Origin of the sequence: Amycolatopsis lexingtonensis (assembly GCF_014873755.1) — a bacterium.
Taxonomy (GTDB): Bacteria; Actinomycetota; Actinomycetes; order Mycobacteriales; family Pseudonocardiaceae; genus Amycolatopsis; species Amycolatopsis lexingtonensis.
On record NZ_JADBEG010000001.1, the window covers coordinates 5,104,881 to 5,124,571 of the forward strand.

At 70.9% G+C, this 19,691-nt stretch carries 20 protein-coding genes; 9 read left to right on the forward strand and 11 right to left on the reverse strand.

Features of this window, described 5'->3' with window-relative positions; translation table 11 throughout:
• Positions 1-96: 96 nt before the first annotated feature.
• The 3 genes from H4696_RS22805 to H4696_RS22815 form a co-directional block, all read right to left on the reverse strand.
• A complete protein-coding gene (locus H4696_RS22805) occupies positions 97-870 on the reverse strand; it encodes a mechanosensitive ion channel family protein (RefSeq protein ID WP_086864397.1) in 774 nt (257 codons plus the stop codon).
• A gap of 324 nt (positions 871-1,194) precedes the next feature.
• On the reverse strand, positions 1,195-2,415 hold the full coding sequence (locus H4696_RS22810; RefSeq protein WP_225955780.1) for an ABC transporter permease: 1,221 nt from the start codon (positions 2,413-2,415) through the stop codon (positions 1,195-1,197).
• On the reverse strand, positions 2,412-3,320 hold the full coding sequence (locus tag H4696_RS22815) for an ABC transporter ATP-binding protein (protein ID WP_086864398.1): 909 nt from the start codon (positions 3,318-3,320) through the stop codon (positions 2,412-2,414). The genes H4696_RS22810 and H4696_RS22815 overlap by 4 nt, the downstream gene beginning before the upstream one ends.
• A gap of 131 nt (positions 3,321-3,451) precedes the next feature.
• Between H4696_RS22815 and H4696_RS22820 the strand changes: the two genes are divergently transcribed.
• From H4696_RS22820 to H4696_RS22850, 7 genes are all read left to right on the forward strand, one after another.
• Positions 3,452-4,666 carry a PucR family transcriptional regulator gene (locus H4696_RS22820; protein WP_086864399.1) on the forward strand — a complete coding sequence of 405 codons (1,215 nt, stop codon included), beginning with the start codon at positions 3,452-3,454 and terminating at the stop codon, positions 4,664-4,666.
• Positions 4,667-4,838: 172 nt separating this feature from the next.
• The gene (locus tag H4696_RS22825; RefSeq protein WP_086864400.1) at positions 4,839-5,762 is read left to right on the forward strand and encodes an ACP S-malonyltransferase; all 924 of its coding nucleotides are present in this window, start codon (positions 4,839-4,841) and stop codon (positions 5,760-5,762) included.
• Positions 5,759-6,742, forward strand: coding sequence for a beta-ketoacyl-ACP synthase III (locus tag H4696_RS22830; protein WP_086864401.1), 984 nt, complete (start codon positions 5,759-5,761; stop codon positions 6,740-6,742). Before H4696_RS22825 ends, H4696_RS22830 begins: the two co-directional genes overlap by 4 nt.
• A gap of 75 nt (positions 6,743-6,817) precedes the next feature.
• The gene (locus H4696_RS22835) at positions 6,818-7,063 is read left to right on the forward strand and encodes an acyl carrier protein (RefSeq protein WP_004559006.1); all 246 of its coding nucleotides are present in this window, start codon (positions 6,818-6,820) and stop codon (positions 7,061-7,063) included.
• Positions 7,064-7,092: 29 nt separating this feature from the next.
• Positions 7,093-8,343 (forward strand): beta-ketoacyl-[acyl-carrier-protein] synthase family protein, encoded by a 1,251-nt coding sequence (locus H4696_RS22840; protein WP_086864402.1) that lies wholly within the window; start codon positions 7,093-7,095, stop codon positions 8,341-8,343.
• Between the two features lie 105 nt (positions 8,344-8,448).
• Positions 8,449-8,916, forward strand: a complete 468-nt coding sequence (locus H4696_RS50270; protein WP_225955749.1) for a transposase — start codon at positions 8,449-8,451, stop codon at positions 8,914-8,916.
• On the forward strand, positions 8,913-9,767 hold the full coding sequence (locus tag H4696_RS22850; protein WP_338078697.1) for an IS3 family transposase: 855 nt from the start codon (positions 8,913-8,915) through the stop codon (positions 9,765-9,767). Before H4696_RS50270 ends, H4696_RS22850 begins: the two co-directional genes overlap by 4 nt.
• Before the next feature lie 60 nt (positions 9,768-9,827).
• On the opposite strand, the gene H4696_RS22855 is transcribed toward H4696_RS22850, so the two are convergent.
• Positions 9,828-10,421, reverse strand: a complete 594-nt coding sequence (locus H4696_RS22855) for a hypothetical protein (protein WP_086864794.1) — start codon at positions 10,419-10,421, stop codon at positions 9,828-9,830.
• A 30-nt stretch (positions 10,422-10,451) separates the two neighbouring features.
• The gene (locus H4696_RS22860; protein ID WP_086864795.1) at positions 10,452-10,955 is read right to left on the reverse strand and encodes a DUF3145 domain-containing protein; all 504 of its coding nucleotides are present in this window, start codon (positions 10,953-10,955) and stop codon (positions 10,452-10,454) included.
• 273 nt (positions 10,956-11,228) lie between these two features.
• Here H4696_RS22860 and H4696_RS22865 point away from each other — a divergent pair, with 273 nt between their 5' ends.
• Entirely contained in the window at positions 11,229-13,319 is a 2,091-nt protein-coding gene (locus tag H4696_RS22865) for a hypothetical protein (RefSeq protein ID WP_192782487.1), read from the forward strand.
• Between the two features lies 1 nt (position 13,320).
• On the opposite strand, the gene H4696_RS22870 is transcribed toward H4696_RS22865, so the two are convergent.
• Positions 13,321-14,715: a dihydrolipoyl dehydrogenase family protein gene (locus tag H4696_RS22870; RefSeq protein WP_169735237.1), complete on the reverse strand. Its 1,395-nt coding sequence runs from the start codon at positions 14,713-14,715 to the stop codon at positions 13,321-13,323.
• Positions 14,716-14,844: 129 nt separating this feature from the next.
• Here H4696_RS22870 and H4696_RS22875 point away from each other — a divergent pair, with 129 nt between their 5' ends.
• Positions 14,845-15,273 (forward strand): Lsr2 dimerization domain-containing protein, encoded by a 429-nt coding sequence (locus H4696_RS22875; protein WP_249026992.1) that lies wholly within the window; start codon positions 14,845-14,847, stop codon positions 15,271-15,273.
• A gap of 25 nt (positions 15,274-15,298) precedes the next feature.
• Here H4696_RS22875 and H4696_RS22880 read toward each other — a convergent pair whose 3' ends face one another.
• From H4696_RS22880 to H4696_RS22900, 5 genes are all read right to left on the reverse strand, one after another.
• Complete coding sequence (locus H4696_RS22880) at positions 15,299-16,030, reverse strand: lipoate--protein ligase family protein (protein WP_086859923.1); 732 nt, start codon at positions 16,028-16,030, stop codon at positions 15,299-15,301.
• Positions 16,027-17,415: an NAD(P)(+) transhydrogenase (Re/Si-specific) subunit beta gene (locus H4696_RS22885; protein ID WP_086859925.1), complete on the reverse strand. Its 1,389-nt coding sequence runs from the start codon at positions 17,413-17,415 to the stop codon at positions 16,027-16,029. The genes H4696_RS22880 and H4696_RS22885 overlap by 4 nt, the downstream gene beginning before the upstream one ends.
• Positions 17,412-17,723, reverse strand: a complete 312-nt coding sequence (locus tag H4696_RS22890; protein WP_086859927.1) for an NAD(P) transhydrogenase subunit alpha part 2 — start codon at positions 17,721-17,723, stop codon at positions 17,412-17,414. Before H4696_RS22890 ends, H4696_RS22885 begins: the two co-directional genes overlap by 4 nt.
• A complete protein-coding gene (locus tag H4696_RS22895; protein WP_086859929.1) occupies positions 17,720-18,832 on the reverse strand; it encodes a Re/Si-specific NAD(P)(+) transhydrogenase subunit alpha in 1,113 nt (370 codons plus the stop codon). The genes H4696_RS22890 and H4696_RS22895 overlap by 4 nt, the downstream gene beginning before the upstream one ends.
• 123 nt (positions 18,833-18,955) lie before the next feature.
• Positions 18,956-19,609: a TetR family transcriptional regulator gene (locus tag H4696_RS22900; RefSeq protein ID WP_086859931.1), complete on the reverse strand. Its 654-nt coding sequence runs from the start codon at positions 19,607-19,609 to the stop codon at positions 18,956-18,958.
• Positions 19,610-19,691: the final 82 nt, after the last annotated feature.

Consider the following 19,691-nt stretch of genomic DNA (forward strand, 5'->3'; position numbering starts at 1 on the left):
GGTCCTGAATGACTCATTCAAGACAGCCGGGAACGCGAAAACGGGCCCGGCGGCTTCCTCGCCCGCCGGGCCCGTTCCCGGATTCCCGCTACCGCGTCACATCTGGGGACGCGGGGTGCCGGCCGGCGGCGTCGGGGTGTTGTCCGCGCCCACCGGGGTCCGCGGCCGCTCGGCCGTGCCCATCTCGCCGGTGCGCTGCTTCGGCGTCTCGAGCTGGTGCTCCATGTTCGCCATCCAGCCGCGCCAGCGGTCCTGCGCCGGCTTGATCAGGCCACCGCCGAAGCCGACGACGATCACGCCGCCGATCGTGGCCAGTACCGCGATCAGGACCGGGCCGGTGATCGCCGTCGCGATGTTCACCTGGCCCAGCGCCGCGATGATGCCGAACGCCATGATCAGCCAGTAGGCCGCCATCGACAGCGGGCGTGCCGCGCCCCGGCCGGACAGCGCCGACGCGACGACGTCCCGCACGACCTTCGCGATCGCCGCGGCCACCACCACGAGCACCAGCGCGACCACGATCCGCGGCAGGAACGCGATGATGTCGTTGAGCAGCTGGCTCACCGGGTTCGTCGGCCCGAACACGCCGAACGCCAGCTGCAGCGCGATCAGCAGGACGAAGTAGTACACCAATTTGACGAGGATCCCGGCCGCGTCGATCTTCTGGCTGCCGACGTTCCCGGAAAGGCCGGTCTTCTCGACCAGTTTCCCGAACCCCACTTTGCCGAGGACGAGCCCCAGCGCTTTCGAAATCGCCTTCGCGATCAGCCAGCCGATCAGCAGGATGATCAAGAATCCGACGAGTTTCGGGACGAACGTGGCCACCAGGTTCCACGCCTGCCCGAGCCCGTCTTTCAGTTGCTGGCCCATACCGACTCCCTCCACGGGTTTTGCGCCCGAATCTCCACCCGCAGATTCGGGGTGGTGCCGCTGTGTTGCACCGGATCGTCGATCAGGTACCCAGCGGCGGCAACTCGTGCGCCCCACGATCGAGTGAGACGACTGGCGCGGAAAGATCACCGGTGGCCATACTGGTTCTACCGGTGGGGACCGGGGAGACGAGGCCGTCCGGCGCAGCGTAAACCGCGAGCGCCGGGCGGCCTCGAGCATTCGGTGGACACTCGAGCGCGGACAACAGTGTTCCGGCCCCCGGACACCGAAGCGTCCGAGGGCCGGATGAACAATCGGCGAACCTCAGGCGGCGCGCAGGGCGTCGCGCAGTTTCACCTTCGCGCCACTGCGCATGACCGCGTTCCGGTAGATCCGCGCGGCGAGCCAGATCAGCCCCGGAATCATCAGCACCACCAGCCCCACCGACAACACGGCTTCCCACACCGGAACCCCGCCCATCGCCAGCCGCATCGGCATCAGCGTCGGCGCGAAGACCGGGATCACGGAAAGCACCTCGACGAACGTGTTTCCCGGGTCCGACGGCAGCACGGAAATGCCGACGACGTATCCGGCGATCACGAACATCAGCGCGGGCATCGTCGCGCCGCCGACGTCTTCCTGGCGCGAAACGAGCGCGCCCAGCGCGGCGAACACGATCGAGTACATGAAGAACCCGAGCAGGTACCAGACGATCAGCCAGACGACCGTGCCGACCGCGGCCGAAACGGAAATGGTGAGCACCCCGGACGCCAGCCCGGCGATCACCCCGCCGGCCCCGATGACGAGCATTTGGATCAGCCCGACCACGCCGATGCCCAGCACCTTCCCGGCCATCAGCTGCCACGGCTTGATCGTCGACAGCAGCAGTTCCACGACCCGCGAGGTCTTTTCCTCGACCACGCCCTGCGCCACGCTCTGGCCGTTGATCATCAGCGAGAGGTAGATCAGGATGCCGGCCGCGATGCCCAGCACCAGCTGCTGGCCGTTGTAGTCGTACGGCTGCTCCAGCGGCGGGTCTTCGACGAACTTCGCGGCCGCGACGGCGGATTCGAACTGCGCGGGGTTGCCGCCCAGCGCGGTGATCTGCTGGTCGAGCGCGACCTGGCGGGCCAGCAGCTGGAGCACGTTCGAGAGCTTGCCGTCGAGGTCCTTCTTCACCTGGACGTGCACGGTCTTGCCGTCGCCGGTGAGCAGCGCGTCGATCGAGCCGTCGGCCAGCTTGGCGCGCCCGGCGGCGTCGTCGGCGACCTGGGTGACGTCGATGGTCTCGTCGACGGCCTGGCCACCGGCCTTGAGCGGCGCCGCGAACGGCGCCGTCGCCGGGGTGTAGCCGACCGTCGAGTCGGCGCCGCCGCCACCCGAGAGCAGCTTGATCAGCAGAATGCCGACCACGATCAGCAGCAACATGACCACGGTGGCGACGCGGAAGGCCTTCGACTTCACGCGGGTGCTGATCTCGCGGGAGGCGACCAGCCCCACCGCCGCGGCCGGGCTCATCCGGACGTCCGGGAGCGGGCTGTTCATGCGGGAACCTCCTCGGTCGTCACGACGGAACGGAACAGGTCGGCCAGCGAAGGCTGCTCGCGCGCGAACTCGCGCACCGGCCCGGTGGCCAGCGCGGCCTTGAGGACGTCCTGGTCGTCCGCGCCCTCACCCAGCTCCAGCTCGGTGACCGTGCCCTTGCGGCCGAGCACCCGCACGCCCGCGACGCCGTCGGCCCAGCCGTCGCCGGCCTCCGGGACGTCGACGCGCAGCCGCACGGCGCCGCCGGAGCGCAACTCGCCGACCGTGCCGACCTCGACCATCTGTCCACTCCGGACGATCCCGACCCGGTCGCACAGCCGCTCGACGAGGTCGAGCTGGTGGCTGGAGAACACGACCGGCACGCCCTCGGCGGCCTTTTCCTTGAGCACCGCGCTCATCACGTCGACCGCGACCGGGTCGAGGCCGGAGAACGGCTCGTCGAGCACCAGGATCCGCGGCTCGTGCACCAGCGCCGCGGCCAGCTGGACGCGCTGCTGGTTGCCGAGGCTGAGCTTCTGCACCTCGTCGTCGCGGCGGGCGGCGACGCCCAGCCGTTCGGTCCACTTCTCCGCCGACGACCGCGCCGCGGCCGCGGACATGCCGTGCAGCCGCGCGAGGTACGTCAGCTGCTCGGCCACCTTCATCTTCGGGTAGAGCCCGCGTTCCTCGGGCATGTACCCGATGTGGCGCCGCGTTTCGTGCGTCACCGGCTGCCCGTCGTAGCGCACTTCGCCGCCGTCGGCGGACAGCACGCCGAGCGCGATGCGCATGGTCGTGGTCTTGCCTGCCCCGTTGCTGCCGACGAACCCGAACAATTCGCCCGGCCGGACGTCGAAGGTCATTTCGCGCAATGCGACCACGTCGCCGTAGCGTTTGGAGATCGCGTCGATCTCTAAACCGGTCATTCCGGTTCCCCCATTTCTCTCCTGCTTCCCCGGTGCCCGCGATCCTAGGCAGTACTGACACGCTCCGCCTACCTTCCCGCGTTGCCGCCGGGGGCTACGAAAGTTGCGGAGCACGTAGGATCGCTCCAACCATGGACGGAACCACCACCCCGCGCCGGGTGCCGAAGCACCACGGACTGTCCGCGAAGACGCTCCGGCGGCTCGAGCACGCGTCCGGCAGCCTGGCCAGCGCCAGCATCGCGGTGATGGAGCGGCGGCTGACCTGGTTCGCCCGGCTGCCCGCCGACCAGCGCGCGAGCGTGCTGCTGATCACCCAGGCGGGCGCCGCGGGCTTCGTCGACTGGCTGCGGGACTCGAAGGAAGCCCTGCAGCTGACGACCGAGGCGTTCCGCGACGCCCCGGCCGAGCTGTCGCGGTGGGTCAGCCTCCGCCAGGCAGTCGGCATGGTGCGCCTGGCGATCGAGGTTTTCGAAGAGCAATTGCCGGAGTTCGCCGCGAATGAAGCGGAACGGGCGGCACTGATCGAAGGAATCCTCCGTTACGGCCGGGAAATCGCGTTCGCGGCGGCCAACTCGTACGCGGCCGCGGCGGAAGCGCGCGGCGCGTGGGACGCCCGGCTGGAGGCGCTGGTCGTCGACGGCATCGTCCGCGGCGACGCCGAGGAGTCGGTGCTCTCCCGCGCCACGGCGCTGGGCTGGGACCCGACCGCGGCGGCGACCGTCCTGGTCGGCAACCCGCCGTCGGACGACCCGCCCGCCGTCGTGTTCGAGGTCCGCAGCCGCGCCGCCCGCGTCGGCCGCCCGGTGCTGCTGTCGGTCCAGGGCTCCCGGCTGGTCGTCGTGGTCGGCGGGCCGACCGACGGCGGCGTCAAGGAGCGGGAAATCCTGGCCCGCATGTCGGTCGCGTTCGCCGAGGGCCCGGTGGTCGCCGGCCCGACGGTCCCGTCGCTGGCCGAAGCCCACCACAGCGCGACCGAGGCGCTCTCCGGGCTGCGCGCGGTGGTCGGCTGGCCGGGCGCGCCCCGGCCGGTCCGGTCGGAAGACCTGCTGCCCGAGCGCGCCCTGTCCGGGGACGCGGAGGCCGAGCGCCTGCTGGTGGACTCGATCGCGCGGCCGCTGGAGGAGGCGGGCCCGACGCTGCAGCGGACCGTGGAGGCCTACCTGGAGAGCGGGGGCGTGCTGGAGACGTGCGCGAAGACGTTGTTCGTGCACCCGAACACGGTCCGCTACCGGTTGCGGAAGGCGGCGGAGCTGACCGGCTGCCAGCCGACCGACCCCCGCGACGCGCTGGTGCTGCGGATCGCGCTCACGGTGGGCAGGCTGGCCCGCGCCCGCGGCCTCTGGTGAGGGCCGCGTCACGTGATGGACTTAACAGCGAAAGGTGATTGAACCCGACAAGGCATCCGGGTTACGCGCGAGCTTCTCCGGCGCGTCTTTGGAGGGTTCCGACAAAGACGCCGCGTAGACACTGTGAGCGTCGGCATCCCCGGAAAGGCCCGTCGCCGTGTTGTCTTGAAGGGTGACAGCAGCAGTCCTCGCTCCCGGTCAGGGGTCCCAGGCCCCCGGTATGTTCACGCCCTGGCTCGACCTCGACGGCGCGCGCGAGCGCGTCGCCCAGTGGTCCGACCGCGCCGGGCTCGACCTGCTCCGCCTCGGCACCGAGGCGGACGCGGACGAGATCCAGGACACCGCGGTCGCGCAGCCGCTGATCGTCGCGCTCTCGCTGCTCACCTTCGAGCACCTGCAGGCCACCGCGCCGGTCCCCGCGGACGCGCCGGTCGCCGGCCACTCCGTCGGCGAACTCGCCGCGGCCGCGATCGCCGGGGTGCTGAAGCCCGAGGACGCCGTCGCGCTCGCCGCCGTCCGCGGGGCCGAGATGGCCAAGGCCTGCGCGCTCGAACCGACGTCGATGGCCGCGGTCATGCTCGGGGACCCCGAGCAGGTCGTCGCGTGGCTGGAAGAACGCGGCCTGACCGCCGCGAACCGCAACGGAGCGGGGCAGATCGTCGCCTCCGGCGCGGCCGACGCCGTCGCGCAGATCGTCGCCGAGCCCCTGGAAGGCACGAAGATCCGCGCCCTCAAGGTCGCCGGCGCGTTCCACACGCAGTACATGGCGCCCGCCGAAGAGGCGTTGCGCGCCCACGCCGCCGGGCTGACCCCGGCCGACCCCACCCGGCCGCTGCTGTCCAATGCGGACGGCGCCGTCGTCACCAGCGGAGCCGAGTACCTGGAGCGGCTCGTTTCCCAGGTCACCCGGTCGGTCCGCTGGGACCTGACGATGGACGGCCTGGTCTCGCTCGGCGTCACCCGCACCGTCGAACTCGCGCCCGCGGGCACCCTGACCGGACTGGTCAAGCGGCAGCTCAAGGGCGTCGTCACCACTACCACCGCGCTGAAGTCGCCCGCCGAACTGGCGGCGCTGCGCCAGGAGGACGCCTCGTGACCGACCGACCGGCCCTGAGCCTCAACCCGGGCTCCCGCGGCAGCCGCGTGCTGGGCGTCGGCAGCTACCAGCCCGAGCGGATCGTCACCAACGACGACCTCTCGAAGATCATGGAAACCAACGACGAGTGGATCCGCACGCGCGTCGGCATCATCGAGCGCCGCTTCGCCGACAAGGGTGAGCTGCTGACCGACATGGCCGTCGCCGCCGGCACCGCCGCGCTGGCCGACGCCGGCGTCGATCCGTCCGAAGTGGACACGGTCATCCTGCCGAACTGCACGATGCCGACCCCGATCCCGAACGCGGCCGCCCAGGTCGCCGCCCGGATCGGCATCCCGAGCCCCGGCGCGTTCGACCTCAACGCCGCGTGCGCCGGGTTCTGCTACGGCCTGGGCGTCGCCTCCGACCTGATCCGCGGCGGCTCGGCCAAGAAGGTCCTCGTGATCGGCGCCGAGAAGCTCACCGATTCGGTGAACCCGACCGACCGCGCGAACGCGATCATCTTCGCCGACGGCGCGGGCGCCGCGGTCGTCGGCGCGTCCGACGAGCCGCAGATCGGCCCGGTTTCCTGGGGCAGCGCCGGCGACCTCGTCGACCTGATCGGGATGACCGAGGACGAGTTCATCTACCAGGAGGGCCAGTCGGTCTTCCGGTGGGCGACCACGAAGATCGCGCCGATCGCGATGCAGGCGCTCGACGTCGCCGGGCTGAAGCCGTCCGATGTGGACGTGCTGATCCCGCACCAGGCGAACCTGCGCATCGTCGAGGCGATCGCGAAGAAGCTGCGGGCCAACGGCGCCCGCGAGGACATGGTCGTCGCGGACGACATCAAGTACTCCGGCAACACCTCGTCGGCGTCCATCCCCCTCGCGCTGGACCACATGCGCAAGGCCGGGACGGCGAAGTCCGGCGACGTGGTGCTGGCGGTCGGGTTCGGCGCGGGCCTGTCCTACGCCGGGCAGGCGTTCGTCTGCCCCTGATCACCGTTACGCTCCCCGCGGGCGCTCGCCCGAGGGAATACAGACCCCCAGAAAGACCGAGAAGGGAACAACCCCATGGCTGACAACGCTGAGATCCTCGCCGGCCTCGCCGAGATCGTCGAAGAGGTGGCCGGTGTGGCTCAGGACGACGTCACCGCCGAGAAGTCGTTCGTGGACGACCTGGACATCGACTCGCTGTCGATGGTCGAGATCGCCGTGCAGGCCGAGGACAAGTTCGGCGTCAAGATCCCGGACGACGAGCTCGCCAACCTCAAGACCGTGGGCGACGCCGTGAACTACGTTTCGGCCAACTCCAAGTAAGTCCTCTTCCCCTCCTTGAGGAGACTCCCATGAGCAACATCGACGTCGTGATCACCGGTCTCGGCGCCACCACACCGCTCGGCGGGGACGTCACGTCCACCTGGGACGGTCTGCTGGCCGGGCGGAGCGGGATCCGGGCGATCGAGGCCGACTGGGTCGAGGAGCTGCAGCTGCCCGTGAAGATCGGCGGTCAGCTGGCCGTCGATCCGTCGGAGGTCCTCCCGCGGGTGCAGGCCCGCCGGCTCGACCGCTGCGAGCAGGTCGCGCTGATCGCCGCCCGCCAGGCGTGGGCCGACGCCGGGTACACCGAGCCGACCGACGAGCACACCGACGTCGACCCCGACCGCCTCGGCGTGTCGATCGGCACCGGGGTCGGCGGGCCGGTCACCCTGCTCACCCAGAACGACCTGTTGCACCAGCAGGGTCTCCGCAAGGTGTCGCCGCTGACCGTGCCGATGCTGATGCCGAACGGCCCGGCCGCGCACGTCGGCATCGACCTGAAGGCGCGGGCCGGTGTGCATTCGCCGGCTTCGGCCTGCGCCTCGGGAGCCGAAGGCATCGCGAGCGGGGTCGAGATGATCCGCTCCGGCCGCGCCGACGTCGTGGTCGCCGGTGGTGCCGAAGCGTGCATCCACCCGATCACGCTGGCCGGGTTCGCCCAGGCCCGCACGGTGTCCACGCGCAACGACGACCCGGGCGCGGCTTCGCGGCCGTTCGACGCCAACCGGGACGGCTTCGTCCTCGGCGAGGGCGCCGGCGTGGTCATCCTGGAGCGCGCGGACCTGGCGAAGGCCCGCGGGGCGCGCGTCTACGCGACGATCGCCGGGCACGGCATCACCTCGGACGCCTACCACATCACCGGCAACCACCCCGAGGGCATCGGCCAGATCGCCGCCATGCGCGCGGCGATGAAGATGGCCGGCGTCACCGCGGCGGACGTCGGGCACGTGAACGCCCACGCGACGTCCACTGTGGTCGGTGACATCGGCGAGGCGGCGGCGATCCGCAACGCGGTCGGGGAACACCCGGTCGTGACGGCGCCGAAGGGCGCGCTCGGCCACCTCGTCGGCGGCGCCGGCGCGGTCGAGGGGATCATCACGATCCTGTCGCTCTACCACGGCATCGTGCCGGCCACCATGAACCTGACCGACCTGGACCCGCGGGTGCAGCTGGACGTCGTTTCGGGTGAGCCGCGCAAGGTCGAGCTGACCGCGGCGATCAGCAACTCGTTCGGCTTCGGCGGTCACAACACCGCTCTGCTGTTCACCCCCGCGGCCTGACGGACGCTCAAAAAAGGGGCCCGGCTTTGAACCGCTCCCCGGAAGTTGGACTGGGAATCCAGTTCCGACTTTCCGGGGAGCGGTTTGGTGTATCCAGGAAGTTCGTTGTCTGAGCAGCAGCGGGAGTCCGCTGTTGCGTTGTTCGAGGCCGGGTATGGCGCGAAGGTGGTCGCGACCCGGTTGGGCGTGTCGCCGATGGCGGTGCGACGCTTGCGTGATCGTTGGAGGTTGCGGAGCGCGGGAGCGCTGATGAGGGAGCCGGGTAAGCGGTCGTTCACCTTCGAGTTCAAGCGTGAGGTCGTGCGCCGGTTCGTCGATGGTGAGGCGTCGGCGATGGAGCTGGCGCGTGAGCATGATCTGTCGTCGCCGAAGCTGCTGGAAAACTGGGTCAGGGTGTACCGGCGTGAGGGCGAGGACGCGTTGCGGCCCAAGCCGAAAGGCCGGCCGGGCAAGCCGGTTGACCCAGCCGGGCTCAGCGAGCTGGATCGCCTGCGGCAGGAGAACCTGGAGTTGTCGGCGAAGGTGGCGTTGCTGGAAAAATTGCGGGCCTTGAAGGAGCAGGGGCGAGGGTGAAAACCCAGGTCATCGCCACCCTCAAGGCCGAGTATCCGCTGGCGGTGCTGCTGGCGGCCGCCGGGCTGGCACGCTCGACGTTCTTCTACCACCAGGCCCGGCTGACCCGGCCCGACCCGCAGGTCGAGCTGAAGGCGGCGGTCACCGAGCAGTTCGAGGCCGCCCGCGGCCGCTACGGGCATCGGCGTGTGCACGCGATGCTGCGCCGCGGGGGCTGGCGGGTAGCCAAGAAGACGGTGTTGAAGCTGATGAACATGCTGGGCCTGTTCTGCCAGGTCCGGCGGCCGCGCCGCTATCGGTCCTGGCTCGGGCAGATCGGCACGGTCGCGGCCAACGTGCTGAATCGCCAGTTCACCGCGGCGGCTCCGGACACGAAATGGGTCACCGACGTGACCGAGTTCCGTATCGGCGACCGCAAGGTCTACCTGTCCCCGGTGATCGACTTGTTCGACCGATCCGTGATCGCCTACAGCCATGGCCCGTCCCCGAGTTTGGAACTGACGAACTCGTCGCTGCGCGCGGCGATCGCGACCCTCGACGGCGCCGCCAGGCCGTTGGTGCACTCCGACCAGGGGTTCCAGTACCAGCACGTCTCCTGGCGGAGGTTGATCGAGGACGCGGGCCTGGCCCAGTCGATGTCCCGGCGAGCGAACTGCCTGGACAACTCCATGGCCGAGAACTTCTTCGGTCATTTGAAGGAAGAACTGTTCCACCACAACAGCTTCGACACCGTCGAGGAGTTCACCGCCGAGCTGGACGAGTACATCGACTGGTACAACACGATCCGCATCTCGACCACGCTTGAAGGCCTGAGCCCGGCCGAATACCGAGCCCAGGCCCTCAAGCCCTAGCTTTACCTAGCCAGTCCAACTTCCAGGGGTCAGTTCACTTCGGCCGGGCCCCTTTTTTCGTCAGCATTTTTCGTGTTCGGGTGGCGGGCCCTTGTCGATCGAATCGATCTTCAGCGCGGCCTGCTCGACGACCATCGGCAGCACCAGCCGCCACTTGATGCACGGCTCCTGGAAGAACGGCGGGGCGTCCTCGGGGTTCTGCACGCTGGTGAACCCGACCAGGACGCGCAGCGACGAGCCGGAGCCGCGCTCGATCCGGTAGACGACGGCGTCTCTGTCCTTTGTGGTGCGGACGCCGTTCTTCCAGGTGGTGAGCGACTGCTCGGCCACCCGCTGCGCGCTGACGACGCTCGTCCACTGCTGGTACTGCTTGTTGTTGATGGCCGAGAAGTACGTCTCGATGACCCGGCGGACGGCGTCGGCCTGCGGGTGGGCCCGGGCGTCGTCGGTCATCCGCACGGCGTCCGCGGCGGCCGGCTCGCCGCTGCCCGACGTCGGCGGCGTCGCGACGGCGGCGGAGGTGTCGTCGGCGGGCTGGTCGGGACGGCGGTAGAGCTCACGCGCGAGCAGGCCGGCCCCGACGGTCACGGACAGCACGACGACCACGACGGGCACCAGCCAGCGCTGGCGAGAGCTGGGGGCGGGGGCGGTCACGCCGTGAGCGTACCGGCCCCCGTCCCGCGGCTAGCCGACCTGGTGCAGCCAGGTCACCGGAGCGCCGTCGCCGGCGTGGCGGAAGGGCTCGAGCGCCTCGTCCCAGCTCGCGGCGAGGAGTTCGTCGAGCTTGTGCGCGAGGGACTCACCCCCGCGGGTCATGGCGACGAGGGCGCGCAGCTGGTCTTCGCCCACCACGATGTCGCCGTTGGCACTGGTCCGGCCGTGCCACAGGCCGAGGCCGGGCGCGAAGCAGTACCGTTCGCCGTCGACGCCCGCGCTGGGCTCTTCGGTCACTTCGAACCGGATCATCGGCCACGCCTTGAGGGCGGACGCCAGTCTGGCGCCGGTGCCCGCGGGCGCGCGCCAACCGCATTCGGCGCGAAGCTGACCCGGACTGGCCGGCTGCGCCGTCCACTTCAGGTCAACGCGGGCACCCAGGGTGCCCGAAATGGCCCACTCGACGTGCGGACACACCGCAGACGGCGACGAGTGGACGTACACCACACCTCGGGTGCTGCCACGGGTGCTCACTGCTACCTCCGCTTGTTGCTCGACGAGGGACGTCTTCCCCTACGCCCTGACTCGAGCTGCGGAACGGCTTCAGTGCGGCTCCCGAATGCCGCCTCCGATGCGTTGTAGCACATTCTGCACCCCAACCGTGCTGTTTGGCCACATGAACACCACAAGTCACCCGGGGCACCACTTTCGGAGGGCACGCGGCCGCGTCGTCCCCGTGTCGCACGATGGATACGGCCACGCGCGCTAGCGTGATGACCCGGAACGACGAGCAGGGAGGGGTTTTCGGTGCGACTGGTGCGCCTTGAGCGGCAGCAGTCCCGGGTGGCGGACGACATCCGGGCGGCACTGGCATCCCTGGGCCGCGGCAGCACCGTGATCGGCGGCATCGCCCTGATCGGCGTCGGCTCGGTGACGGACCGCCCGATCGAGGCGGTGGTCATCCTGCCGCACGGCGTGATCATCGTCATCGGCGTGGACCTCCCGGACCCGGCCCTGCGCCTGGAAGCCCCGCTGGGAGCGTCGTGGGTCGCGGACGGCTGGCCATTGGTGGCCGACGACGACGCGGTCAACCCGGCCACGGAGGCTTTGGACGTCTCCCAGGCGTGCGAGCGGAGGATCGCCGCCCTGGTCCCGGGCACGGCCCCGGTGGGCACGATCATCGCGGTGGGCCCGTACGTGGAGACGGTCGACCAGCCGGCGGGCGACCTGGCCGGCCCGGTCCGCGTCCTGCACCCGACCCCGACCACGATGCTGGCGGCGACGGTATCGCTGGCGACAGCGCACCGGCCGCGGTCGGTCGACCAGGTGCGCACGCTGATCCGGGGGCTGGCTCCGGACGCCCCGGAGTTTTCGGACGACATCCTGGTGGGGGAAGGCTTCAGCCGGTTCACGGACGACTCGCCCCCGGAGTCCCTTTGGGACAGCGGCCCGGAGGTCCCGGCGCAGGCGGCTTCTTCGGTCGCGGGCTTGGGTGCTGGGTCCGCTGCTGCTCCGAGTGCTGCGGGTGCGGAAGCAGCCTCCGGGTGGCGGACGGAGACGCCGGTGCCGCCGGTGCCTGTTGCGGCCTCAGAGCCGGTTGTCGAGCCGGAACCTCCCGCCGCGACCGAACCGCCCACCGAAGCCGAGCGTGAGCCGGAACCACCCGCGACGCCCGAAACCGCACCCGCCGAACCCACGGCGGCCACCGAAGCCGAGCCGACGCTTGTCTCGGTCTCCGAGCCGGTTGCCGAAGCCGAGCCGGAACCACCCGCCGCGACCGAACCGCCCACCGAAGCCGAGCCGGAGCCTGGCCCAGCCGCAGAACCGGTTGCCCAAGCCGAACCGCAACCCGCCGCCGCGCCGACCGCCCAAGCCGGGCCGGAGCCGAAACTCACCGCCGCCTCCGCAACCACTTCCGCCCGGCCGACCGCGCCCGCCAAAGCCGCGCCGGGGCCGAAACTTCCCCTCGCCTCCGAAATCACGCTCCCCGCGGTCTCCTCACCCCCGGAAACCGCCCCCGCGGAAGCCGAACGCACCGAAGTCCTCCGCTACCCGGCACCACCGGTCTTCCCCGGCAGCGAAGCACCCCACCTCACCCGGCCGAGTGAGGCCGAACCGTCCACCCCGGACACCGAACGAACCGAAACCCTCACCCCGGAAACCGAGCGCACTGAGCGCACCCCACCGCCGCCGCAACCCCGGCCCGCGGCCCACCAACCGGTCCCGCCGTCCGCTCCCCCGCCGCAGCCCCGGCCCACGGCGGCCCGCCCCCGTCCGGAGCCCGAAACCGCCTCCCGCACCGTCCGCTGGCTTCCCCTCGGCGCCATCGGCCTGCTCGTCCTGCTGGTCGTCGCCGCGATCGCCGTCGCCACCACCGGGGACGACACCGCCGCCGCGCCGACCGGGCCGCCCACGCCCGCCACCCAGCCGCCGCCCGCCAGTTCCAGCACTGCCGCTCCGGCGCCGAGCCTGCAGTTCGCCCTGCGCGCCGCCGACGGCGATCAGCGGTGTGCGTCGCACGCCTTCGGGGACGCCCAGGCCAGCCTGCAGCAGACCAGCTGCTCCGGGGTGCGGCGGGCCAGCTACGCCGCCACCGTCGACGGGCGGCCCGGGGCCGTCACCGTCGGGATCGTCGAGTTCCCCGACGCTTCGCAGGCGGCCGCCTTCAAGGCCATCGCCGACACGCCGGGCGGGGGCGGGATCCTCGACCTCGCCACCGAGACCGGCAAGTGGGGCGACACCGCCCCGCCGCGGTTCGAGAACGCCGCCTACGCCTCCAAGGTCGAAGGCACGTCCGTGCGGCTGGTGCAGGCCGTCTGGGCGCCGGGACCGTCCACTCCGGACGATCCCGGCCTCGCCCGCGCCGCCAAGGCGGCGCTGGACCTGCCCGCGCAGTGACTCAGAGCCCGTAGGCCTCGAGCAGCCGCAGCCACACCTCGCTGATCGTCGGGAACGACGGCACCGCGTGCCACAGCCGGTCGAGCGGCACCTCCCCGACGATCGCGACGGTCGCCGAGTGCACCAGCTCCGAGACGTCCTGGCCGACGAACGTCACGCCGAGCAGCACGTTCCGCTCGGTGTCGACGACGATCCGGGCCTTGCCGGTGTAGCCGTCCGCGTGCAGCGACGAGCCCGCCACCGCGATGTCGATGTCGACGACCCGGTCGGCCGACCCCGGCCGCGCGTCCGCGAGGCCGACCGCCGCGACCTCCGGGTCGGTGAACACGACCTGCGGCACCGCGTGGTGGTCGGCGGTCGCGGTGAACTTGCTCCACGCCTCGGCCGAGACCGGCTTGCCCGCGGCCAGCGCCGCCACCGTGTCGCCCGCCGCGCGGGCGCCGTACTTGCCCTGGTGGGTCAGCGGTGCGCGGCCGGTGACGTCGCCCGCCGCGTACAGCCAACCACCGTCCACTGCGGACACCCGGCCGGTGTCGTCGACCTCCAGCGCGGAGCCCGGCTCGACGCCGAGCGTCTCCAGGCCGAGCTTGGCGGTCGCCGGACGGCGCCCGGTCGCGACCAGGAACTCGTCGACGACGAGCGTTTCGCCGTCCTTCAGCGTCAGCTCGGTGCCGGATTCGCCCGCGGCGACCCGCTCGACCCTCGACTCCGTGTGGACGTAGACCCCGGCTTCGCGCAGCCCGTGCAGCACGAGGTCGCCGGCGAAGTGCGCGTTGCGCGGCAGCGGGCGCTCGCCGGTGATCACCAGGTGGACTTCCGAGCCGAGCGAGGCGAACGCCTGCGCCATCTCGACGCCGACCACGCCACCGCCGAGGACGCCGAGCCGCGCCGGCACCGATTCCGCCGACGTCGCTTCGCGCGAACCCCACGGCCGGATCGTGTCGAGGCCCGGGATCTTCGGCGTGTTCGGCACGCTGCCGGTGCACACGATCACCGCGTGCCGCGCGGTCAGCACGCGATCGCCGTCGACGGTCACCTCCCGCTCACCGGTGATCGCGCCGTGCCCGCGGACCGGCTCGATGCCGACGCCGCGCGCCCATTCGACCTGCCCCGAGTCGTCGCCCTTGCCGGTGAACCAGTCACGGCGGGCGAAGACGGCCGCCGGGTCGATCCGGTCGCCGACCGGCACGCCGGGCACCCGCTTGGCGGCGGCGAGGAGATTTCCCGGCCGCAGCAAGGCCTTGCTCGGGATGCAGGCCCAGTACGAGCACTCGCCGCCGAAGCGTTCGTGCTCGACGAGGGCGACCTTCAGCCCGCCGCGGGCCGCCCGTTCGGCGGCCACCTCCCCCACCGGACCCGCGCCGATCACCACTACGTCAAAAGTCTGTGCAGCCATGGGTTCAGCGCACACCACCGCGCGGGATCGCGCAAGCCAACGGCTATCCTCGTCGGGAGAAGCTGCAAGGTCTATCGGCGGCACCGGGTGCCGCCGCCCCGGTGCGCCCGAAGAGCACGGGAGGTTGTCGTGGCCAAGAACACGGCTGTGCGGGTGCTGGACGATCTGACCGGCGAGGCCGCCGCGGAGACGGTCGGGTTCGGGCTGGACGGCATCGACTACGACATCGACCTCTCCTTCGCCAACGCCGACGCGCTGCGCGAGCTCCTGCAGCGCTACGCCGACGCCGGCCGCCGCACCGGAGGCCGCAAGCGCCGCCCGCGAATCGTGCCGGGCGCTAAGCGGCCGCGCGCGAAGACCGCGGCGAAGACGGCCACCAAGACCACGAAGGCGACGACCGCCAAGGCCGCACCGAAGGCCGCCGCCAAGGCGAAGACGACCACGGCGAAGGCCGAACCGGCGAAGACCACCCGCGCCCGGAAGACGGCGGAGCCGAAGAAGACCACGCGAGCCACGACGCGCAAGGTGCCCGGCATCACGTTCTCGGCCGCCGAGTAAGTCCACAGTAGACAGCGGCAGGAACTCAAGCCGCGCGCTGCGCACCGTCCGCGTGCCACAGCGGGTAGTGGTAGCGGGTGTGCAGCAACGCCCGCTGCCGGTCCCGTTCGGCCGAAGTCGGCGGGCGCGGCACGAACGTCCCGAGGATCTGCGAAGCCGCCGCCCGCACCGCGGCCTCGACCGCCGGGAAGCCGGGCCGGATGCCGTGCTCGGCCAGCGACGCCACCGGGCTGCGGTGCGAATCGAGCGGCCGCGGGTCCGGCGGCGCGCTCGTCAGGTAGCGGCCGACGAGCGCGGCCGACGTCTCGACCAGCAGCGTCGAGTGGGCCAGCAGCCCGGTCTTCGTGCGGAACACGGCGAACCCGCACAGCTTCGCGTCGCCGACGAACAGCCCGCGGTCGCCGATCCGCGGCACCAGGCCGAGGTGGTCGACGGCGGCGCTCATCACCTGGCCGAGCGTCTCCAGGGGCCGGTCGGTGGGCCCGGGCAGCACCAGGGTCACGTTCAGGTTCCCCGGGTCGTGGAACACGGTGCCGCCGCCGCTGGCCCGCCGCAGCACCGGGACGCCGTCGCGGGCGCACTCCTCGACGCGCACCTCGCGCGCGATCCGCTGCCCGCGCCCCACCACGACGCAAACCGGGTTGCGCCAGAGCCACAGCACCGGTGACTCGGGCGCAACCCGGAGGAGCGCTTCGTCGAACGCGAGGTTCTCGGCGGGGTCGGTGAACGCCGCACGCACATCCGACCCGGCTGTCATAACGCCTTGAGTTCCTCCACGATCTCGCCCACCGACGACTTGGCGTCCCCGAAGAGCATGCTGGTCTTCGGATCGTAGAACAGGTCGTTGTCGATCCCGGCGAAGCCGGAGCTCATACTGCGTTTCAAGACGATCACGGACCGGCTTTCGTTGACCTTGAGGATCGGCATCCCGTAGATCGGCGAGCTGGGGTCGGTCTGCGCGGCCGGGTTCGTGACGTCGTTCGCGCCGATCACGAGCGCGACGTCGGTCTGGGCGAACTCGGAGTTGATCTCGTCCATCTCCTTGAGCTGCTCGTAGGGCACGTCGGCCTCGGCGAGCAGCACGTTCATGTGCCCGGGCATCCGGCCGGCCACCGGGTGGATGGCGTATTCGACGGTGATGCCCTTCTTCTCCAGCAGCTTCGCCATCTCGCGGACGGTGTGCTGCGCCTGGGCCACGGCCATGCCGTAGCCGGGCACCACGACGACCGTGCTGGCGTAGGCCATCTGGATCGCGGTGTCGGCCGCACTGGTCGAGCGCACCGGGCGCGCCTCCTTGGTGCCCCCGCCGGCCGCGACCGCCGGGCCGCCGCCGAAGCCGCCCGCGACGATCGCCGGGATGGACCGGTTCATCGCCTTGGCCATCAGGTTGGTCAGGATCGAGCCGGACGCGCCGACGATCATGCCCGCCACGATCAGCGCCGTGTTGTCCAGCGCCAGGCCCATCGCCGCCGCCGACAGGCCGGTGAAGGCGTTGAGCAGCGAGATGACGACCGGCATGTCCGCGCCGCCGATCGGCAGCACGACGGTGAGGCCGAGGACGCCGGCCGCGACGAGCAGCCCGACGATGAGCAGCCAGGAGTCGCCGCCGGCGATGATGGCCGCCGCGCAGCCGAGCGCGATCAGCAGGAGCAGCGCGTTGACCGGCTGCTGCAGCTTGCCCATGGTGATCGGGCGGCCGCTGATCAGCTCCTGCAGCTTGCCGAACGCGATGTTCGAGCCCCAGAAGGAGATCGACCCGATGATCGCGGCGAACAGCGACGCGATCGCGATGTACGCCGGTTCGTGCGCGTAGCCGTCGGTCGAGTTGAACTCCACCCACGCGATGAGCGCGACCGCGCCGCCGCCGACGCCGTTGAACAGCGCCACCATCTGCGGCATCGCGGTCATCTTGACCTTGCGCGCCGACGGGACGCCGACCACCGCGCCGATCGCGACGCCGAGGACGATGAGCAGCCAGTTGCCCATGCCCGGGGTGAGCAGGGTGGCGAGCACCGCGATGCCCATGCCGACCGCGGCGATCCAGTTGCCGCGGACCGCGGTGCGCGGGCCGGTCAGGCCCATCAGGCCGTAGATGAAGAGGGCGAACGCGATGATGTAGAGGATCGCGACGAAGTCGGTCACTTGTCGTCCTCCTCGGCGGGTGCGGGCTTCTTGCCCTTGAACATCGACAGCATCCGGTCGGTGACCAGGAAGCCGCCGACGACGTTGATCGTGCCGAAGGCGATGGCGATCACCAGCAGGATCTTGTTGAAGACGCCGTCGACGCCGAGCCCGAGCACGACCAGGCCGCCGAGCAGCACGATGCCGTGGATGGCGTTCGTGCCGGACATCAGCGGCGTGTGCAGGGTGTTGGGCACCTTGGAGATGACGGCGAAGCCGACGAACCCGGCGAGCACCAGCACGGCCAGGTTCTGCACGAGTGGGCTCACGACGGGCTCCCTTCGCGCCCGGCCACGCAGGCACCGGCGACGATCTCGTCTTCGAAGTTCAGCTCCAGCGCGCCTTCCTTCGTCACCAGCAGCTCCAGCAGCTCGGTGACGTTGCGGGCATACAGCTCGCTGGCGTGCGAAGGCATTTCGGCGGGCAGGTTCAGCGGGGACGAGATGGTGACGTCGTGCTCCACGACGTCCTCGCCCGGCTTGGTCAGCTCGCAGTTGCCGCCGGTCTCGCCCGCGAGGTCGACCACGACCGACCCGGCCGGCATGCCCTTGACGGCGTCCGCGGTGACCAGCGTCGGCGCCTTGCGGCCCGGCACCAGCGCGGTGGTGATCACGACGTCGAACTTCGTGATGGCCTCGGTGAGCCGCCGCTGCTGCTCCTCGCGCTCTTCCGGCGTCAGCTCGCGGGCGTACCCGCCTTCGCCGACCGCTTCGATGCCGAGGTCGAGGAACTGCGCGCCGAGCGACTTGACCTGCTCGGCGACCTCGGGCCGCACGTCGTAGCCGGTGGTCTGCGCGCCGAGCCGCTTGGCCGTGGCGAGCGCCTGCAGGCCGGCGACGCCGGCGCCGAGCACCAGCACCTTGGCCGGCGGGACGGTGCCCGCCGCGGTGGTGAGCATCGGGAAGAAGCGCGGGAGCTTCTGCGCCGCGAGCAGCACGGCGCGGTAGCCGCCGATGCTGGCCTGCGACGACAGCGCGTCCATCGCCTGGGCCCGGGAGATCCGCGGGATCGCCTCCATCGCGAACGCGCGAAGGCCCGCTTCTTCGAGCTTCGCGAGCCCGTCCGGGTTTCCGCGCGGATCGAGGAAGCCGACGAGCACGGATCCCCGGCTCAGCTTCGCGACCTCGTCCGGCGTGGGCGGGTTGACCTTCACGACGATCGGCGCGCCCCACGCGTCGCCGAGTTCGGCGCCCGCCTGGGTGTACGCGTCGTCACTCAGGTGCGCCCCGGCCCCGGCACCCGGTTCGACGACCACGCGCAGCCCTCGCTGCGCCAGCCGCCCGACCAGTTTGGGCACCATGGCGACCCGGCGCTCCCCGGGGCGTGACTCCGTCACCACACCCACGGTGAGCTGCTGACTCTGTTCGCTGTCCGTCACACGACCTCCTCATCGGCGAGGCACGATCCGAGGGTTGTACCACGCCGGACCGACACTCCCCAGTGACGTGAGTCGCAAGTCTCGGGGTTCCCCCGGGAAATACGAACGTCGTGCGGGAAACGTTCAGCGAGTTTTCCAGTGCGGGATGCCGAGCAGGATCAACCGCAGCCGTTTTTCCGCCGTTCCGGTGATTTTCACGTCTTCACCTGGGCGGGCTTCCAGCAGTTCGACGGTCGTCGTGATCATCACGGAAACGATCAAGTCGGCCAGCATGTGGAGGTCTTCGGTGCTCCACGACCGCAGCGGGGTGAACCGGGCGAGGTCGATCGCGAGATCACCGGAGAACATGCGCAGTTCGACGGCGATGGCGCGGGCGAGCGGCCCGCCGCCGTAGCGCTCGCGGGTCAGGAACCGGAAATGGTCCTCGTTCGCCCGCACGAATTGGTGCACCGTGGCCACCGAGGCGCTGATCATGCCCTGGTAGGTGTCCGGGTCGGTGCGCGCCGAGCGCATCATGCCGCGCAGCGTGCGCGTCGCTTCTTCGACTAGCGCGACGCCGAGTTCCTCCATCGTGGCGAAGTGCCGGTAGAACGCCGTCGGCACCAGTCCCGCGCCCTTCGCGACCTCGCGCAGGGAAAGCGTGGCGAACGGGCGGTCCGCCAGCAGGTCCAAGGCGGTGTCCAGCAACGCCTGGCGCGTGCGCTGCTTGCGCTCCTGGCGGCTCACCGGCTCCTCTGACACGTCCACCAGCGTACGGATGTCCACCGCGTTGCTCACGTCACATCCTCGCCTCTCCGCGTTGACAGCGGCTCCACTCCTGCAGTGCACTGTTCAGTGTACAGTCGTTCACTGTAACCGA